Origin of the sequence: Endozoicomonas sp. ONNA1, assembly GCF_024606325.1 — a bacterium.
Lineage (GTDB): Bacteria > Pseudomonadota > Gammaproteobacteria > Pseudomonadales > Endozoicomonadaceae > Endozoicomonas_A.
Map to the genome: position 1 here is coordinate 21,945 of NZ_JAHHPN010000724.1, position 13,639 is coordinate 35,583.

General features: G+C 50.5%; 16 protein-coding genes. 3 read left to right on the forward strand and 13 right to left on the reverse strand.

Annotated elements, in window-relative coordinates; genetic code table 11:
- Positions 1–17 precede the first annotated feature (17 nt).
- The 5 genes from tkt to KDK19_RS17250 all read right to left on the reverse strand — a co-directional run bounded on the left by tkt (position 18) and on the right by KDK19_RS17250 (position 5,256).
- A complete protein-coding gene (gene tkt, locus KDK19_RS17230; RefSeq protein WP_257276443.1) occupies positions 18–2,015 on the reverse strand; it encodes a transketolase in 1,998 nt (665 codons plus the stop codon).
- Positions 2,016–2,181: 166 nt separating this feature from the next.
- Complete coding sequence (gene arsB, locus KDK19_RS17235; protein ID WP_257254959.1) at positions 2,182–3,204, reverse strand: ACR3 family arsenite efflux transporter; 1,023 nt, start codon at positions 3,202–3,204, stop codon at positions 2,182–2,184.
- Positions 3,205–3,284: 80 nt separating this feature from the next.
- Entirely contained in the window at positions 3,285–3,884 is a 600-nt protein-coding gene (locus tag KDK19_RS17240) for a MerR family transcriptional regulator (RefSeq protein ID WP_257287136.1), read from the reverse strand.
- A gap of 57 nt (positions 3,885–3,941) precedes the next feature.
- Positions 3,942–4,535 (reverse strand): GTP cyclohydrolase II, encoded by a 594-nt coding sequence (gene ribA, locus KDK19_RS17245; protein ID WP_257252830.1) that lies wholly within the window; start codon positions 4,533–4,535, stop codon positions 3,942–3,944.
- 61 nt (positions 4,536–4,596) lie between these two features.
- The gene (locus tag KDK19_RS17250) at positions 4,597–5,256 is read right to left on the reverse strand and encodes a TIGR02281 family clan AA aspartic protease (RefSeq protein WP_257292454.1); all 660 of its coding nucleotides are present in this window, start codon (positions 5,254–5,256) and stop codon (positions 4,597–4,599) included.
- Positions 5,257–5,577: 321 nt separating this feature from the next.
- Here KDK19_RS17250 and KDK19_RS17255 point away from each other — a divergent pair, with 321 nt between their 5' ends.
- Complete coding sequence (locus KDK19_RS17255) at positions 5,578–6,213, forward strand: hypothetical protein (protein ID WP_257275793.1); 636 nt, start codon at positions 5,578–5,580, stop codon at positions 6,211–6,213.
- A gap of 1 nt (position 6,214) precedes the next feature.
- Positions 6,215–6,757 carry a FlgO family outer membrane protein gene (locus tag KDK19_RS17260; protein ID WP_257275792.1) on the forward strand — a complete coding sequence of 181 codons (543 nt, stop codon included), beginning with the start codon at positions 6,215–6,217 and terminating at the stop codon, positions 6,755–6,757.
- Positions 6,758–6,870: 113 nt separating this feature from the next.
- On the opposite strand, the gene KDK19_RS17265 is transcribed toward KDK19_RS17260, so the two are convergent.
- The 7 genes from KDK19_RS17265 to ribD all read right to left on the reverse strand — a co-directional run bounded on the left by KDK19_RS17265 (position 6,871) and on the right by ribD (position 12,473).
- Positions 6,871–7,344, reverse strand: coding sequence for a phosphatidylglycerophosphatase A (locus KDK19_RS17265; RefSeq protein ID WP_257292455.1), 474 nt, complete (start codon positions 7,342–7,344; stop codon positions 6,871–6,873).
- A 48-nt stretch (positions 7,345–7,392) separates the two neighbouring features.
- On the reverse strand, positions 7,393–8,361 hold the full coding sequence (gene thiL / locus KDK19_RS17270; RefSeq protein WP_257292456.1) for a thiamine-phosphate kinase: 969 nt from the start codon (positions 8,359–8,361) through the stop codon (positions 7,393–7,395).
- A gap of 96 nt (positions 8,362–8,457) precedes the next feature.
- The gene (nusB, locus tag KDK19_RS17275; RefSeq protein ID WP_257281303.1) at positions 8,458–8,940 is read right to left on the reverse strand and encodes a transcription antitermination factor NusB; all 483 of its coding nucleotides are present in this window, start codon (positions 8,938–8,940) and stop codon (positions 8,458–8,460) included.
- Position 8,941: 1 nt separating this feature from the next.
- Positions 8,942–9,415, reverse strand: coding sequence for a 6,7-dimethyl-8-ribityllumazine synthase (ribE, locus tag KDK19_RS17280; RefSeq protein WP_257274822.1), 474 nt, complete (start codon positions 9,413–9,415; stop codon positions 8,942–8,944).
- A gap of 58 nt (positions 9,416–9,473) precedes the next feature.
- Entirely contained in the window at positions 9,474–10,586 is a 1,113-nt protein-coding gene (gene ribBA / locus KDK19_RS17285; protein WP_257252362.1) for a bifunctional 3,4-dihydroxy-2-butanone-4-phosphate synthase/GTP cyclohydrolase II, read from the reverse strand.
- An 81-nt stretch (positions 10,587–10,667) separates the two neighbouring features.
- Positions 10,668–11,333 carry a riboflavin synthase gene (locus KDK19_RS17290; protein ID WP_257292457.1) on the reverse strand — a complete coding sequence of 222 codons (666 nt, stop codon included), beginning with the start codon at positions 11,331–11,333 and terminating at the stop codon, positions 10,668–10,670.
- Positions 11,334–11,345: 12 nt separating this feature from the next.
- Entirely contained in the window at positions 11,346–12,473 is a 1,128-nt protein-coding gene (gene ribD, locus KDK19_RS17295; RefSeq protein WP_257292458.1) for a bifunctional diaminohydroxyphosphoribosylaminopyrimidine deaminase/5-amino-6-(5-phosphoribosylamino)uracil reductase RibD, read from the reverse strand.
- A 151-nt stretch (positions 12,474–12,624) separates the two neighbouring features.
- Between ribD and KDK19_RS17300 the strand changes: the two genes are divergently transcribed.
- Complete coding sequence (locus KDK19_RS17300; RefSeq protein WP_257252358.1) at positions 12,625–13,017, forward strand: hypothetical protein; 393 nt, start codon at positions 12,625–12,627, stop codon at positions 13,015–13,017.
- Positions 13,018–13,048: 31 nt separating this feature from the next.
- Here KDK19_RS17300 and KDK19_RS17305 read toward each other — a convergent pair whose 3' ends face one another.
- The gene (locus tag KDK19_RS17305; RefSeq protein WP_257252356.1) at positions 13,049–13,600 is read right to left on the reverse strand and encodes an acyl-CoA thioesterase; all 552 of its coding nucleotides are present in this window, start codon (positions 13,598–13,600) and stop codon (positions 13,049–13,051) included.
- Positions 13,601–13,639: the final 39 nt, after the last annotated feature.

Here is a 13,639-nt window from a genome sequence, read left to right on the forward strand (position 1 = left end):
GTTCCCTGTTGTTGCTATCAGTCCAGAATCTCTTCAGCGGCAGCAACAATATTTTCTACAGTAAACCCAAAGTATGGAAAGAGATCACCGGCCGGTGCAGACTCACCGAAAGTGGTCATGCCGATGACCCGTCCGTCCAGGCCAACGTACTTGTACCAGAAGTCAGCCGCAGCGGCTTCAATCGCGATACGGGCAGGGACTTCAAGAGGCAAAACCATCTGCTTGTATTGCGCATCCTGAGCATCGAAAACCTCAGTGGATGGCATGGATACAACGCGGACCTTACGGCCCTGAGCGGTCAGGGCAGCTTCAGCGTTCATGGCCAGTTCCACTTCAGAACCGGTAGCAATCAGGATCAGTTCAGGAGTACCTTCGGAATCCTTCAGTACATAACCACCACGGGCAATGTCCACTACCTGATCAGCTTCACGATGCATACAGGGCAGACCCTGACGGGAGAAGATCAGTGCACTGGGGCCATCTTCACGCTCGATCGCATGTTTCCAGGCCACCGCCGATTCAACGGTGTCACAAGGACGCCATGCATTCACGTTAGGCGTCAGGCGCAGGCTGGCAATCTGTTCTACTGGCTGGTGTGTGGGACCGTCTTCACCCAGACCAATAGAGTCGTGAGTATAAACCAGAATACTGCGCTGCTTCATCAGAGCCGCCATGCGCACAGCGTTACAGGCGTATTCCATGAAGACCAGGAAGGTTGCACCGTAAGGTACGAAACCACCGTGCAAGGCGATACCGTTCATCATGGCGGTCATGCCGAATTCACGGACGCCGTAGAACACGTAGTTACCAGTGGCGTCAGCAGGCTTAACGCCTTTGGAACCACTCCACAGAGTCAGGTTGGAGCCCGCCAGATCAGCAGAACCACCCAGCAGTTCTGGCAACAGCGGACCAAAAGCATTCAGGGTGTTCTGGGAAGCCTTACGACTGGCGACTTTCTCGCCTTCTGCCTGACAGGACTTAATGAAGTCATCTGCCTTGGCAGAGAAGTCAGCAGGGAGTTCGCCTTTCTGACGACGAACAAATTCAGCCGCCAGTTCAGGGTGAGCAGACTGGTAAGCAGCAAACTTTTCGTTCCATACGGTTTCTTTAGCGGTACCGGTTTCTTTGGCATCCCAATGGCTGTAGATGTCGGACGGGATTTCAAAAGCAGGATGTTCCCAACCCAGACGCTCACGGGTTAATTTGATCTCTTCGTCACCCAGGGGGGCACCATGACACTCTTCCTTGCCTTCCTTGTTAGGAGAACCAAAACCGATGACAGTCTTGCAGCAGATCAGAGTAGGTTTGGTTTTTTCCGCACGGCCTGCTTCGATAGCAACACGTATTGCTTCAGGGTCATGACCGTCAACATTTGGAACAACGTGCCAGTTGTAGGCTTCGAAACGCTGCACGGTGTCGTCGGTGAACCAGCCTTCTACTTCGCCATCAATGGAGATACCATTGTCGTCGTAGAAAACGATCAGTTTACCCAGCTCCAGAGTGCCTGCCAGAGAGCACACCTCATGGGAAATACCTTCCATCATGCAGCCATCACCCATGAAGACATAGGTGTGGTGGTCAACAATGTTGTGACCTTCCCGGTTGAACTGAGCCGCCAAAGTCTTTTCGGCAACTGCCATACCCACGGCATTGGCAATACCCTGACCCAGAGGACCGGTAGTAGTCTCGATGCCCGGAGCGTAACCGTACTCAGGGTGGCCTGCGGTTTTGGAGTGCAACTGACGGAAGTTCTTGAGGTCTTCAACAGACACATCGTAACCGCTCAAATGCAGCAAAGAGTAAAGCAGCATGGAGCCGTGACCGTTGGACAGAACAAAACGGTCCCGGTCAGCCCACTGAGGGTTAACCGGGTTGTGATTCAGATAATCACGCCACAATACTTCAGCAATATCAGCCATACCCATTGGGGCACCGGGGTGTCCGGACTTGGCTTTCTGTACAGCGTCCATACTCAGGGCGCGGATGGCATTGGCTAGCTCACGACGTGAGGACATAGGAATCAGGGCTCCGAAGATCCAGTCTGTTTTAAATTGGCGCTATTCTAATGCCTTCAGCCACAAACTGAAATCGCTATATATGACTATCCTGAATCTCCTGAACACTTTATTGATAGCCATTGCCTCTGAAAATCCGGGGTGTCTGCGATTCGAAAGTCACTGATCAGGAAGACTCCCGTTCAGTGAATGACTGTCGTGTTCGATTAGCATAGGCAACCAGTGACAACATCACCGGCACTTCCACCAAAACACCCACAACCGTTGCCAAAGCGGCCCCGGAATTCAGTCCAAAAAGACTGATGGCCACGGCAACAGCCAGTTCAAAAAAGTTGGAGGCACCAATCATTGCACCAGGTGAGGCAATGTTATGGGGTTGCTTCCACTTCTTCATCCATAAATAGGTGATGGCAAAAATCAGATAGGTCTGGATGATCAGGGGTATGGCAATCAGGAAGATATCCAGGGGATGGGCAATAATCGTGTTGGCCTGAATCCCAAACAGAAGAATGACTGTGCCAATTAACCCAATGATCGAAAAGGGCTTGATGCCTGTCAGAAATAGACTCAGTGCTTGTTCGCTGCGAACAGCTTTTCGGGTCAACCAGCCTGCAAGCACTGGTATCACCACAAACAGTCCGACGGACAGAAACAGGGTATTCCAGGGTACAAATACCTCTGTTACTCCCAGCAAAAAGGCGGCAAGGGGAGCAAACGCAATGAGCATGATCAGGTCATTGATGGCGACCTGAACCAGAGTGTAGTTAGGGTCTCCCCTGGTCAACTGACTCCAGACAAAAACCATGGCAGTACAGGGTGCGACACCCAGTAGAATCATACCGGCAGTATACTCTTTACCCAGCTCAGGACTGATCCAGTCGCCAAAAACATAGCGAATAAACAATACGGCCAGCAGTGCCATGGTGAAAGGCTTGATCAACCAGTTAATAGTGACGGTGATGATCAACCCTTTTGAACGACGATGAACGTTTTTAATGGCAGAGAAATCCACCTGCATCATCATTGGATAGATCATCAGCCAGATCAGTACCGCGATAACCAGATTAATGCTGGCGTATTGCCATTGGCCAAGAGCCTCAAAGAATTCTGGAAATTGCAGTCCACCAAAAAGCCCTGCAAATATGCCCAAAGCAACCCAAAGGCTGAGATAGCGTTCAAAAATCCCCATAGCTGACCTCATATTCTTAAATCGCCAGATGTCACGGCAAAAGCTATTATCAGTGGACCGGATGGAAAGTCTATAGGTTTTTAGGGCTGTCTGGACCAGCCGCGGATTTTATCGATCTCCTCTTTATCAATGCCCAGTGACTCCAGAAATTCCTGATGCGCCTGCGGCTCCATTTTTTCAAACTGCTGATGCCAGCTTTTCATATCCTCCTCGCTGAACCCGGCCGCTTTCATAATTTCTACCCAACGATCTTTGTTGACCATATTTTGCTCCAGTAATAAAGGTTGTTTAAGCAGCAATACAGTGGCTTTTTGCTGCTGGCGCAACTTCTGAATCTCATGCTCAAGAGCCAGCAGCTGGCCACGCAAAATGCGTTCTTGCTCCCTATCGTCTTCACCGTCGAGAAGTCGCACAATATTGCTGACCGGTGTGCCGAAAGCACGGTAAGCCATGATCGCTTCAAGACGTTTGATTTCATTCTGCCCATACCATCGATAGCCATTCTCTGATCGAGTGTGGGGCATTAGCAGACCTTCACGCTCATAATGTTGCGGAAGATCGACAGGTTGGTGGAAGCTGATCCGGCATACCGAACCCGCTCTGGTTTCCTTCAGGAAATCGCGCGCGCCAAGCTGCACACAATAGGATAAAGGGATTATCAGGGAAGGAGATGAACTCATTTCAAGCAAAATACATGAAGAGCCAGTAACAGGTCGCACCTGGCTCCGGCTCAAGTATTACGCGGTATCGTACAAATGCCCGAGCTTCCAGACCTTGGTGGTCAGGTACTTCTCATTGTGGGGATTCTGCCCGGTCTGATGGGGCTGACGATGAACAACATCAACCCCCTGACGGGCCAGGGCTTCCACCTTCTTTGGGTTGTTGGTCATCAGTACTAGTTGTGTAACCCCCAGGTGATCCAGCATGGTCTTGCACATATCGTACTTGCGCAAGTCAGCGGCGAAACCCAGTTCTTCATTGGCTTCTACAGTATCCAGACCTGTATCCTGAAGCTGGTAAGCCCGGACTTTGTTCATCAAACCTATTCCACGGCCTTCCTGACGCAGATAAAGAATCACCCCGCGACCCGCTTCGGCAATCTTGCGCATGGCCGCCTCAAGCTGGGGACCGCAATCACAGCGCATGCTGAAAAGAGCATCTCCGGTCAGACACTCTGAATGGACCCGCGCCAGAACGGGACCACCCTCGCTCACATCCCCCATGGTGAGAGCCAGATGCTCCTTGCCGGTGCCACTCTCTTCAAATCCATGCATGATGAACTCACCGAAAGGGGTGGGCAAGCGAGACTCTGCAACGTAACGAACAGACACTCACTACTCCTCAAGACAGTCGTGGGGTGGAATTGTAACAGTACAAGATGTTACAGGCGAGCTAATAAGGAGCCTGCAATGTCATGACCCCACCTTCTTCACTGAATCGGATGTGCTTCAGATAACTCATGCCCAGTAACACGGTTTCAGGGCTACTGCCTTCAATCACTGTGGCTTCAACATTAGCAACCCGAATACCGCCGACCATCACGAAATTCAACATCACCTGAAAGCCTTTGACCACTCCACTGGCGGTTTCGACACGAATCGGGCTGCCATCCTGGTATCGGATGCCAAGCCGGTCAGCTGTGGCACTGCTGATAGCCACAACATTTGCTCCGGTATCCACCAACACCTGAACAGGTTTATTGTTAATAATACTCTGGGCAAGGTACTGCCCATCATTGCTTCTGTTGATTCGAGCAGTCAGAAGCTCCGGTGATTGAATACCATCACCCATATCACGACTGAGAAAATAATCTTTCGCTACGCCATTGATTTCAACCCGGGCTTTCCGACTGCTGGCATCAATCAGCCTGACTCCTTTTACCGGTTGTTGGCCTACCTTCAGAAATTGACGCTCACCATCAATGAACACCAGAGCCTTGTCTGGGAACAAGGCGACTACCCTGACATCGACGGCATGGGAAGAGGCAGAAAAGAACCATGACAGGCTGGCAAACACTCCAGCAAAGAACCTGAAAGAGAACACTGATTTCATTCTATTTTTTAGTATTGATTACCCGTGGCGGGTTATAACCCAATTCTGTTTAGGCTCTATCTTGCGCACCGAAAGCATCAGGGTCAAGTCGTTGAACTCTGCCGAAAAGTTAATTGCGACTTATGCCGTACAAAAGAATAAATTTTTGCCGAATAGGTGAATGACAGCGATGTATAGTTACCATCGTCGTACAAACAACAAAAACCAAAAACACCCTTAGAATTATAGGTATTTATTCGTACAAACCAAGAGACACAGGACTTCATATCAGGTAGAGTTAGCCGTACATATGTCGCCTAATAAAGAAGAATCTAAAGAGACATGATCAAGTACCATTATCTACCGCTGTTGTTTTCACTGCTCTGCATAACGGCCTGTAGCCCGCTTCCTAAAGCCTCCAGTGTCAGTCAAACCTCCCAGACAAAACTCCAGTCTGCTCAACATTGGGGGGTGATCGCTAATCATCTTTCAGACCAGTTGATAAAGGATGGTGATTTGCTCAGTAAGTCTTTGTACATTGATGAAAGTCGTTTTAGCACTGATTTTTCAAAAGTATTTTCAAAGCAACTGGTCAGTGAGCTGGTCAAAAAAGATGTGGATGTCACTCTTTCCCCTTCACCCACTTTTTCAGAGCTGGAAATTGATGTCGATGTTGTTCGTCACCCCAATGACAGGGACAAAGGCACCGGGTTCCCAATGTCTATTGGACTTGCAAGTGCCTGGTTTATCGTTGAAACCAATGGTTACGGGGTGATCCCTGCGGTCGTTGCGGCTGAATATATGAGCAGTAAGTCCAGCCGGACAAACTCTGAAATTGCCGTGACAACAAGAGTCAAGGAAGGCAGTAGCATCCAGTTTTCAGAAACCCATGTTTACTACATAACAGATCAATCTGTTAAGCAGTTCAAAACACCAGGTTCTGTTAGTTTGACAGATCAAGAAGCGGGAGGTTTGTGAGATGAAAGCCATACTTATCCGATTGTCTATCCTACTGGTTTCTCTCTTCTTGGCAGCTTGTGAAAGCCAACCCGTTTACGAAGAGCCACCGCGCATAGATCTGGTTGGAATCAGTAAAATTGCGGCTGCAACTTTACACTCCAAAGCCAGTGACTTATTGCCAGAAGGCTCCACCATTTTGTCAACCAGTCTGGCCGATATCGATAGTTTGAGCGCTACCTCAACACTGGGAAGAATTTTATCTGAGCAACTTTCATCAAGACTGTCCGACCGGGGTTACGAACTGATTGAAATCAAAATGCGAAACAGTGTTTTTATCAGTAATGAACGAGGGGGCGAATTTACTTTATCTCGCCAACTTGCCGCTATCAGCAAAGATTACAACGCAGATGCAATTTTGACTGGAACCTATGCGCTTGGCAGTCAGACCGTTTACATCAACGCTCGTCTGATAAATACAGTGGATAATATTGTACTGTCCACTGTGGACTTTCAGCTACCGATAGACTCTGACATCCGGATGATGACTAAAAAGTCTTATTAAGCAGCTTCAGATTCAGGTTTTTTCCACTTTCGGGAAATGGGGTGCCAACACCCGCCGTATCTCAATGCCTTCACTCAACATGATGGCTTTGAGACTCAGCAGGGAGCAAACCATCACAGCACAAAATAAGCAATCACCTGAAGAAAGATAAGCGCAAAAATACCGGCAACGATGTCGTCTATCATGATACCCAGACCGCCATGCACTTTTTTGTCCAACCAACCGATCGGCCAGGGTTTCCAGATATCGAAGATTCGGAACAGGATGAAACCGGTCAACACCCACTCCCAGCCGCAGGGAGCGGCCAGCATGGTGATCCAGTAACCGACGAACTCATCCCAGACAATACCCGGATGGTCATGGACACCCAGATCTTTAGAGGTCTTCCCACACAGCCAGATACCCAGAACAATACTGACAACCAGTACCAGAAAGTAATTCCAGAGCGGCAGGTACTGGAACATCAGATAGAAGGGAATGGCCGCTACGGTACCAAAGGTTCCCGGTGCGACAGGCGACAAGCCACTGCCCAGACCAAAGGCAAAAAAGTGGACCGGATTTTTCCAGACTGAAGGTGTTTTACTCATAAGTACCTATAGCCCATGAAAGAATGTTCTTTCATAAAAAAGACGTCACTAAAAGTGCTGATAGGCTCGGGGAGAAAGGGGCTGTGCCGTCTCTGCATCCACCAGCCCGGAAGCGGAAGTTATACGACCGATGCAGGTTACAGGATTATCTGTCAATAAACTGTCAGGAAGCAGTAGCTTTTTTCGATCGGGCCATGTAAAACACAACTCATAATCATCACCACCGGTCAGCGCCAGCTCTGTGGCTTTCTCCATACCCAGCAAACTTTCCAGCTCTTTGGAGACGGGCACCGATGAAGTATTGAGTTCAGCACCAACCTGACTGGTTTTGAGAATGTGCCCCAGGTCGCCCAGGAGACCATCGGAAATATCCAGAGCAGCCGTGGCGCCATTTTCCAGCAACCACTGACCCAATGCGATTCTGGGTGCCGGTCGATAGTAGCGCTCCAGCAGATGGCGCTGTTCAAGGGTGCGAGCACTCTTTGGGTTCTCACCTCGCAAAATATCAGGTAGTGCACCAGCAGCGTCCCCAAGACAACCGCTGACATAAATCAGATCCCCGACTTGAGCGCCATTTCGCCGTAGCGCAATGGCTCCGGATAATGTTCCCTGTACCTGTATCGAGAGGGTTAAAGGCCCTTGGGTGGTGTCTCCCCCGATCAGCCCTATCTGATGGATTGACGCCAGCTCTGCCAAACCATCAGAAAACGACTGAAGCCAGGTATCATTCGATTCTGGCATGGTCAAAGCCAGCATAAAGCTATGGGGTTTTGCCCCCATAGCGGCGAGATCACTGAGATTAACGGCCAGCGCACGATAACCCAGCAGATAGGGGTCACAGTTTTTCGGGAAGTGAATGCCTTCAACCAGCGTATCCAGAGACTGGGCCAGTTGCTGACCGGGTTGAAGAGACAGAAGTGCACAATCGTCGCCTATACCAACGACATCAGTTGATGACGATCGAAGACCCGGACGATCGAAGAAACTGCGAATCAGATCAAATTCGCCAAGCGCCATGAGAGGTTCCAGCCAAGCTAAAATACGAGTTTAACGCGCTGCAATACGGCTTGAAAGATCAGGAGAGAATAGCATTATCTCCTGATCGAAAACCGATTACTTCCGACGGAAGTTGCGCACTTCATCAGGACGAACACGGGGTGCCAGCTTGTCCAGGATGCCGTTGATGTAACGGTGAGAATCCTGAGCACCAAAACGCTTAACCAACTCAATAGCTTCGTTGATGACAACACGGTACGGGACATCGGAGCGGTTCATGAGTTCATAGCAACCAATGCGAAGGGCCGACATTTCAACCGGGTCCAATTGTGCGATAGGACGATCCAGCAGCGGCGACATGGCGTCATCCAGTCGACTGGCTTCGCGGGCAATCCCGGTCAGCAACATGTGAAAATAGCCGTCGTCCACCTTGCTGAAATCGTTGTCCGCACGAAACTGCATTTCAATCTGGGTGATGGATGCCTGGGACATCTGCCACTGGTATAACGCCTGCAACGCCAGTTGACGTGCACGACGACGGGCAGATGGTTTTGGACGCGGGGCAGATTTCTGCCCGGCTTCCTGCTTCTCAGTAGACAACTCAGGCCTCCAGTTTCTTGAGCAGGGATACCATTTCGAAAGCCGCCATGGCAGCCTCTTCACCCTTGTTACCCGCTTTGGTACCGGAACGCTCGATAGCCTGCTCGATGGTATCTACGGTCAGAACACCGAAACTCACTGGAATTTCTTCGTCCAGATTCACGTGGGAAAGGCCTTTCACACATTCGTTAGCAACGAATTCAAAGTGTGGTGTGCCACCACGAATGACAGCACCCAGGGCAATAATGGCGTCGAAGCGTTGGGTTTTGGCAACTTTCTTAACCGTCAGTGGAATTTCGAACGCGCCCGGGCACCGGACGATAGTGATATCCTGTTCCGCAACACCGTGACGGGTCAAACTGTCCACAGCGGCATTGAGCAGACTTTCTACAACAAAGGCATTCCAGCGGCCAACAACGATCGCATACTTGCCGCCATTTGCCTGCAGAGTACCTTCGATGGTTTGCAATGACATTGCGTTTTCCTCAATAAATCTTTGTGTCTGTTGCACTTACAACAATGTGCTCTGACAATCAGTCTTCACACGGAATATATTCAACAATTTCCAGATCAAATCCGGACAGGGCCGCGAAGCGAATCGGTGAGCTAAGCAGGCGCATTTTACCCACTCCCAGATCACGCAGAATCTGTGAACCAGTGCCTATGGTCAGATACGCGCCGGACATACCGTTGCTGTTACTCTTGCCTTCCGAGAACTTTTCCAGGGCCCCGCCCAGATCAAGCCTCGACTCGGAGTCGAGCAACACAATCACGCCACGCCCCTCACTGGCGACCTTGGCCATTGCTTTGTGCAGTGGCCAGCTGGATTTACCGTTTTCAGGATGTGCCGACAGCAGATCACGAAAAGGTTCCATAGCATGAACTCGCACCAGCGCCGGTGAGTTCGGTGTAATATAGCCCTTGGTCAGGGCAATGTGCGTCGCACCGCTGATGGAATCCTTGTAGGCCGTCATATCAAACTGGCCAAAATCGGTATCCAGAGAGCGCCGCTCTAGCTTTTCGACGGTTTTCTCATTCAGGATTCGGTAGTTGATCAGATCGGCGATGGTGCCGATTTTCAGATCATGCTCTTTGGCAAACACTTCCAGATCAGGACGACGAGCCATGGTGCCGTCTTCATTCATGATCTCAATAATAGCGGCTGCCGGCGTCAGTCCGGCCAGACGGGCCAGATCACAACCGGCTTCAGTATGACCCGCACGGCTGAGTACACCGCCAGGCTGGGCTCTCAATGGGAACACGTGACCTGGCTGAACAATATCGCCGGGGCGAGTCAGAGGATCCGCGGCTACCCGAATCGTTCTTGCCCGGTCATGGGCCGAAATACCTGTTGTTACCCCTTCTGCCGCTTCTATGGAAACGGTAAAGGGTGTACCAAAGCCCGATGAATTGTCTTCCGAAGTCACCATCGGTGGCAGTCCCAGAAAATCGCAGCGTTCTCCGGTCAGAGTCAGGCATAGCAAACCTCTGGCTTCACGGGCCATGAAATTCACGATCTCAGGAGTGATCTTCTCAGCAGCGATTATCAGGTCACCTTCGTTTTCACGATCTTCATCATCCATCAGGATGACAGGTCTTCCGAGGCGGATATCCTCAATAATCTCTTCGATGGAGTTAAGCTGCATAACACCCCCGTGTGTGTTTTCTATACATCCGGTATGCGAAACCGGCGTATTCTAACGGTTTCATACCCAAGCTGGAAGCGATCACTTCATAAAGCCATGTTCAGCAAGAAAACCGGCGGTCAGACTGGCAGGAGCCGATGGGCTCTCTTCCCTGAGGCTGGGGTCCGTCAACCTTTCCAGATACCGGGCCAGCACATCCACTTCCAGATTAATTTCTGTTCCTGCACGATAGCCGGTAATAATGGTTTCCTGCTGAGTATGAGGCACGATGTTCAGAGCAAAGCGACAGCCATCCACCTTGTTGACCGTCAGGCTGACACCATCTACCGTGATCGATCCCTTGTGGGCAATATACCGGGCCAGATTGACGGGCGCTTCCACCCAATAGACCGTTGAACGCCCCGAAGGTTCAATGGAGACTATTTTACCAACACCATCAACATGACCACTGACCAGGTGACCACCCAGCCGGGTTGAAGGTGTCAGAGCTTTTTCCAGATTCAGAGCAGAACCGACGGCCAGACCCGAAAGCGTTGAATATTCGAGCGTTTCCAGGGAAACATCAGCCACATATCCCTGCCCGGTCAATTCAACCACGGTCAGGCAGACACCATTGGTGGCAATGCTGTCACCGAGTTTTACGTCTGAAAGATCCAACCGACCTGAGTTAATCGTTAGCCTCAGATCACCAGAGCGGGGTTCTACTTTTTGCAGGCTACCAACAGCCTCGATAATACCTGTAAACATGAATAGCGAATCTCAGTCGTCAGTGTTCTGTTTGAAAGTAGCCTTAAGGAGCCAGTCACCACCAATAGCGCGGATATCAGAGATATTCAGAGCCAGCTTTTCTGACATCGACTGAAAGGGAAGGTTCAGCAATGGCCGGGCCGCTGACCCCATCAAGGTTGGGGCCATGAAGATATTCAGCTCATCCACCAGTCCTTCACTGACAGCCGCTCCGGCAAGGGTCGCCCCTGTTTCGAGCAAGACCTCCTGACAATCTCTCTGAGCCAGTTCGCTCATTAATGCGTTCAGATCAACCTGTCTGCCGGGGTTCAATCTAATCACTTCGGCACCGGCAGCCTCCAGCTGCGCCAGCCGGTTCTGTTCTGCCTGATCCGTGCAGACAACCAGAACCTTTCCGGGCCCGGTGACTACTTTCGCGTCTACAGGGGTTTGCAGAGATGAATCCAGAACGACCCTTAGTGGTTGTCTTCGAGCGAGTTTTTCAGCATCTGGGAGCCCCAACTCTTGCGCTCTGACGGTCAAAGAAGAATTATCGTGAAGAATAGAGCCAACACCCGTAATAACAGCACAACTTTGCGCCCGGAGCTTTTGAACTTCACTGCGGGCATCGGGTCCGGTAATCCATTGGGATTCACCACTTGCCATGGCCGTTCTGCCGTCCAGACTCATGGCCAGCTTCAGCCGGACATAAGGTTGTCCAGTCACCATCTTTTTGATAAAGCCTGGGTTCAGTGTTTTCGCTTCGAGCTCAAGAACACCCGATTCAACCTCAATGCCAGCATCACTTAACAGGCTCATACCACGACCGGACACCAGTGGATTAGGGTCCTCCATAGCAGCAACCACTCTGCCCACTCGAGCTCTGATCAGTGCTTGCGCACAGGGCGGTGTTTTTCCAAAATGACTACAGGGCTCAAGGGTGACATAGGCTGTTGCTCCCTCAGCCCGGTCACCCGCCATTTCCAGAGCATGCACTTCAGCATGGGGCTCGCCCGAACGCTCATGAAAGCCTTCACCAACAATGACGCCATCCTTCACGATCACACAACCAACCCTGGGATTGGGCATTGTGGTGTACAACCCTTTCCGTGCCAGTTGCAGGGCTCGGGACATCATTTCATGATCAATGGCAGACGCCATAGGAGGCTCTCCGGGCTAAGTCAGAAATGGGGGCAGTTTATATGATTTTGCGGCCAGCATCACTCACTGACGGAATAGCCCGAGCACATCAATCGTAAGCATTCGCACTGTTCATCACACTCGATACCCTAGTAGAATCAAGCAACTACAAATGAGAAGAGTTGAGAGCAAGCAAGTGCAGCAACTTCGTTTTCACCATGTCGGGATACCTACCCGGGAAAAGCTATCAGACGATTGCTATAACGAGAAACTGAAACATCATGCCACCGGGTATTTCGAAACCCCTTATGGTGTTGAGTGGATGAATTTTGATGAAGACAATACATTACCGGAGATTATAAAAACCACGCCCCATATTGCCTTTGAGGTGGACGATATTCAGGAAGCCATAAAAGGAAAAGAAGTCGTTCTTGAGCCCACCTCTCCGGCAGAACATGTCACTGTAGCTTTCATCAAAGATGGAAGAACGCTCATTGAGTTGATTCAGTTTGATCGGCCAGAGAGTGAGATCTGGCCGCATCCGGAAAAATTCCTGCTGAAGTAAGCCATCGGGGCTTTTAGCGGGATATTTCCAGTTAAAAGCCCTTATCAGAGCGGGCTGACAAAGGAGGCCAGGGACGCGAATCTTCACTTTCGATCCAGGCTTTTACCCAACCTTCCGGCTCTGGAGACCAGTCTTCCATATCCATGGCTTTTCTGACGCGTTCAGTAGCGACTATCCGGCCCTTCTCGGTAACAGCCGTTCTTAACAGGACTGAAGAAGCCGGTTCACCTTTCACCCACATGGACTGGATGATATAAACCCATCGCTCATCCATCGCGGTCACCTGGGTGTACGTAGTCACTTTGTCGAACATTCGGACCCGCTTTCGATAACGAGTGGTACTGCCTGCCACCACCAATCCCCATTTCTCCCTTTTAAGGACAGCAGACAGCCCGCTCTGAATAGAAAGAGTAAACCGGCCCAGATCGAACAGCGTCAAAACCCGACCATTATTCATTTCCATGAACAGATCTAAATCCCATGGCATACAGCGAAAGCGATTCTCACTGATGGCGTCAACAGAAATTTTGGGGGCTTTGTTGGCCCTGCGGAGAGTGGTCAGGAGTCGAATGAATGGATACATGCTCAAATCTTCTAGTAATAATGCCCAGCATCATAGCCA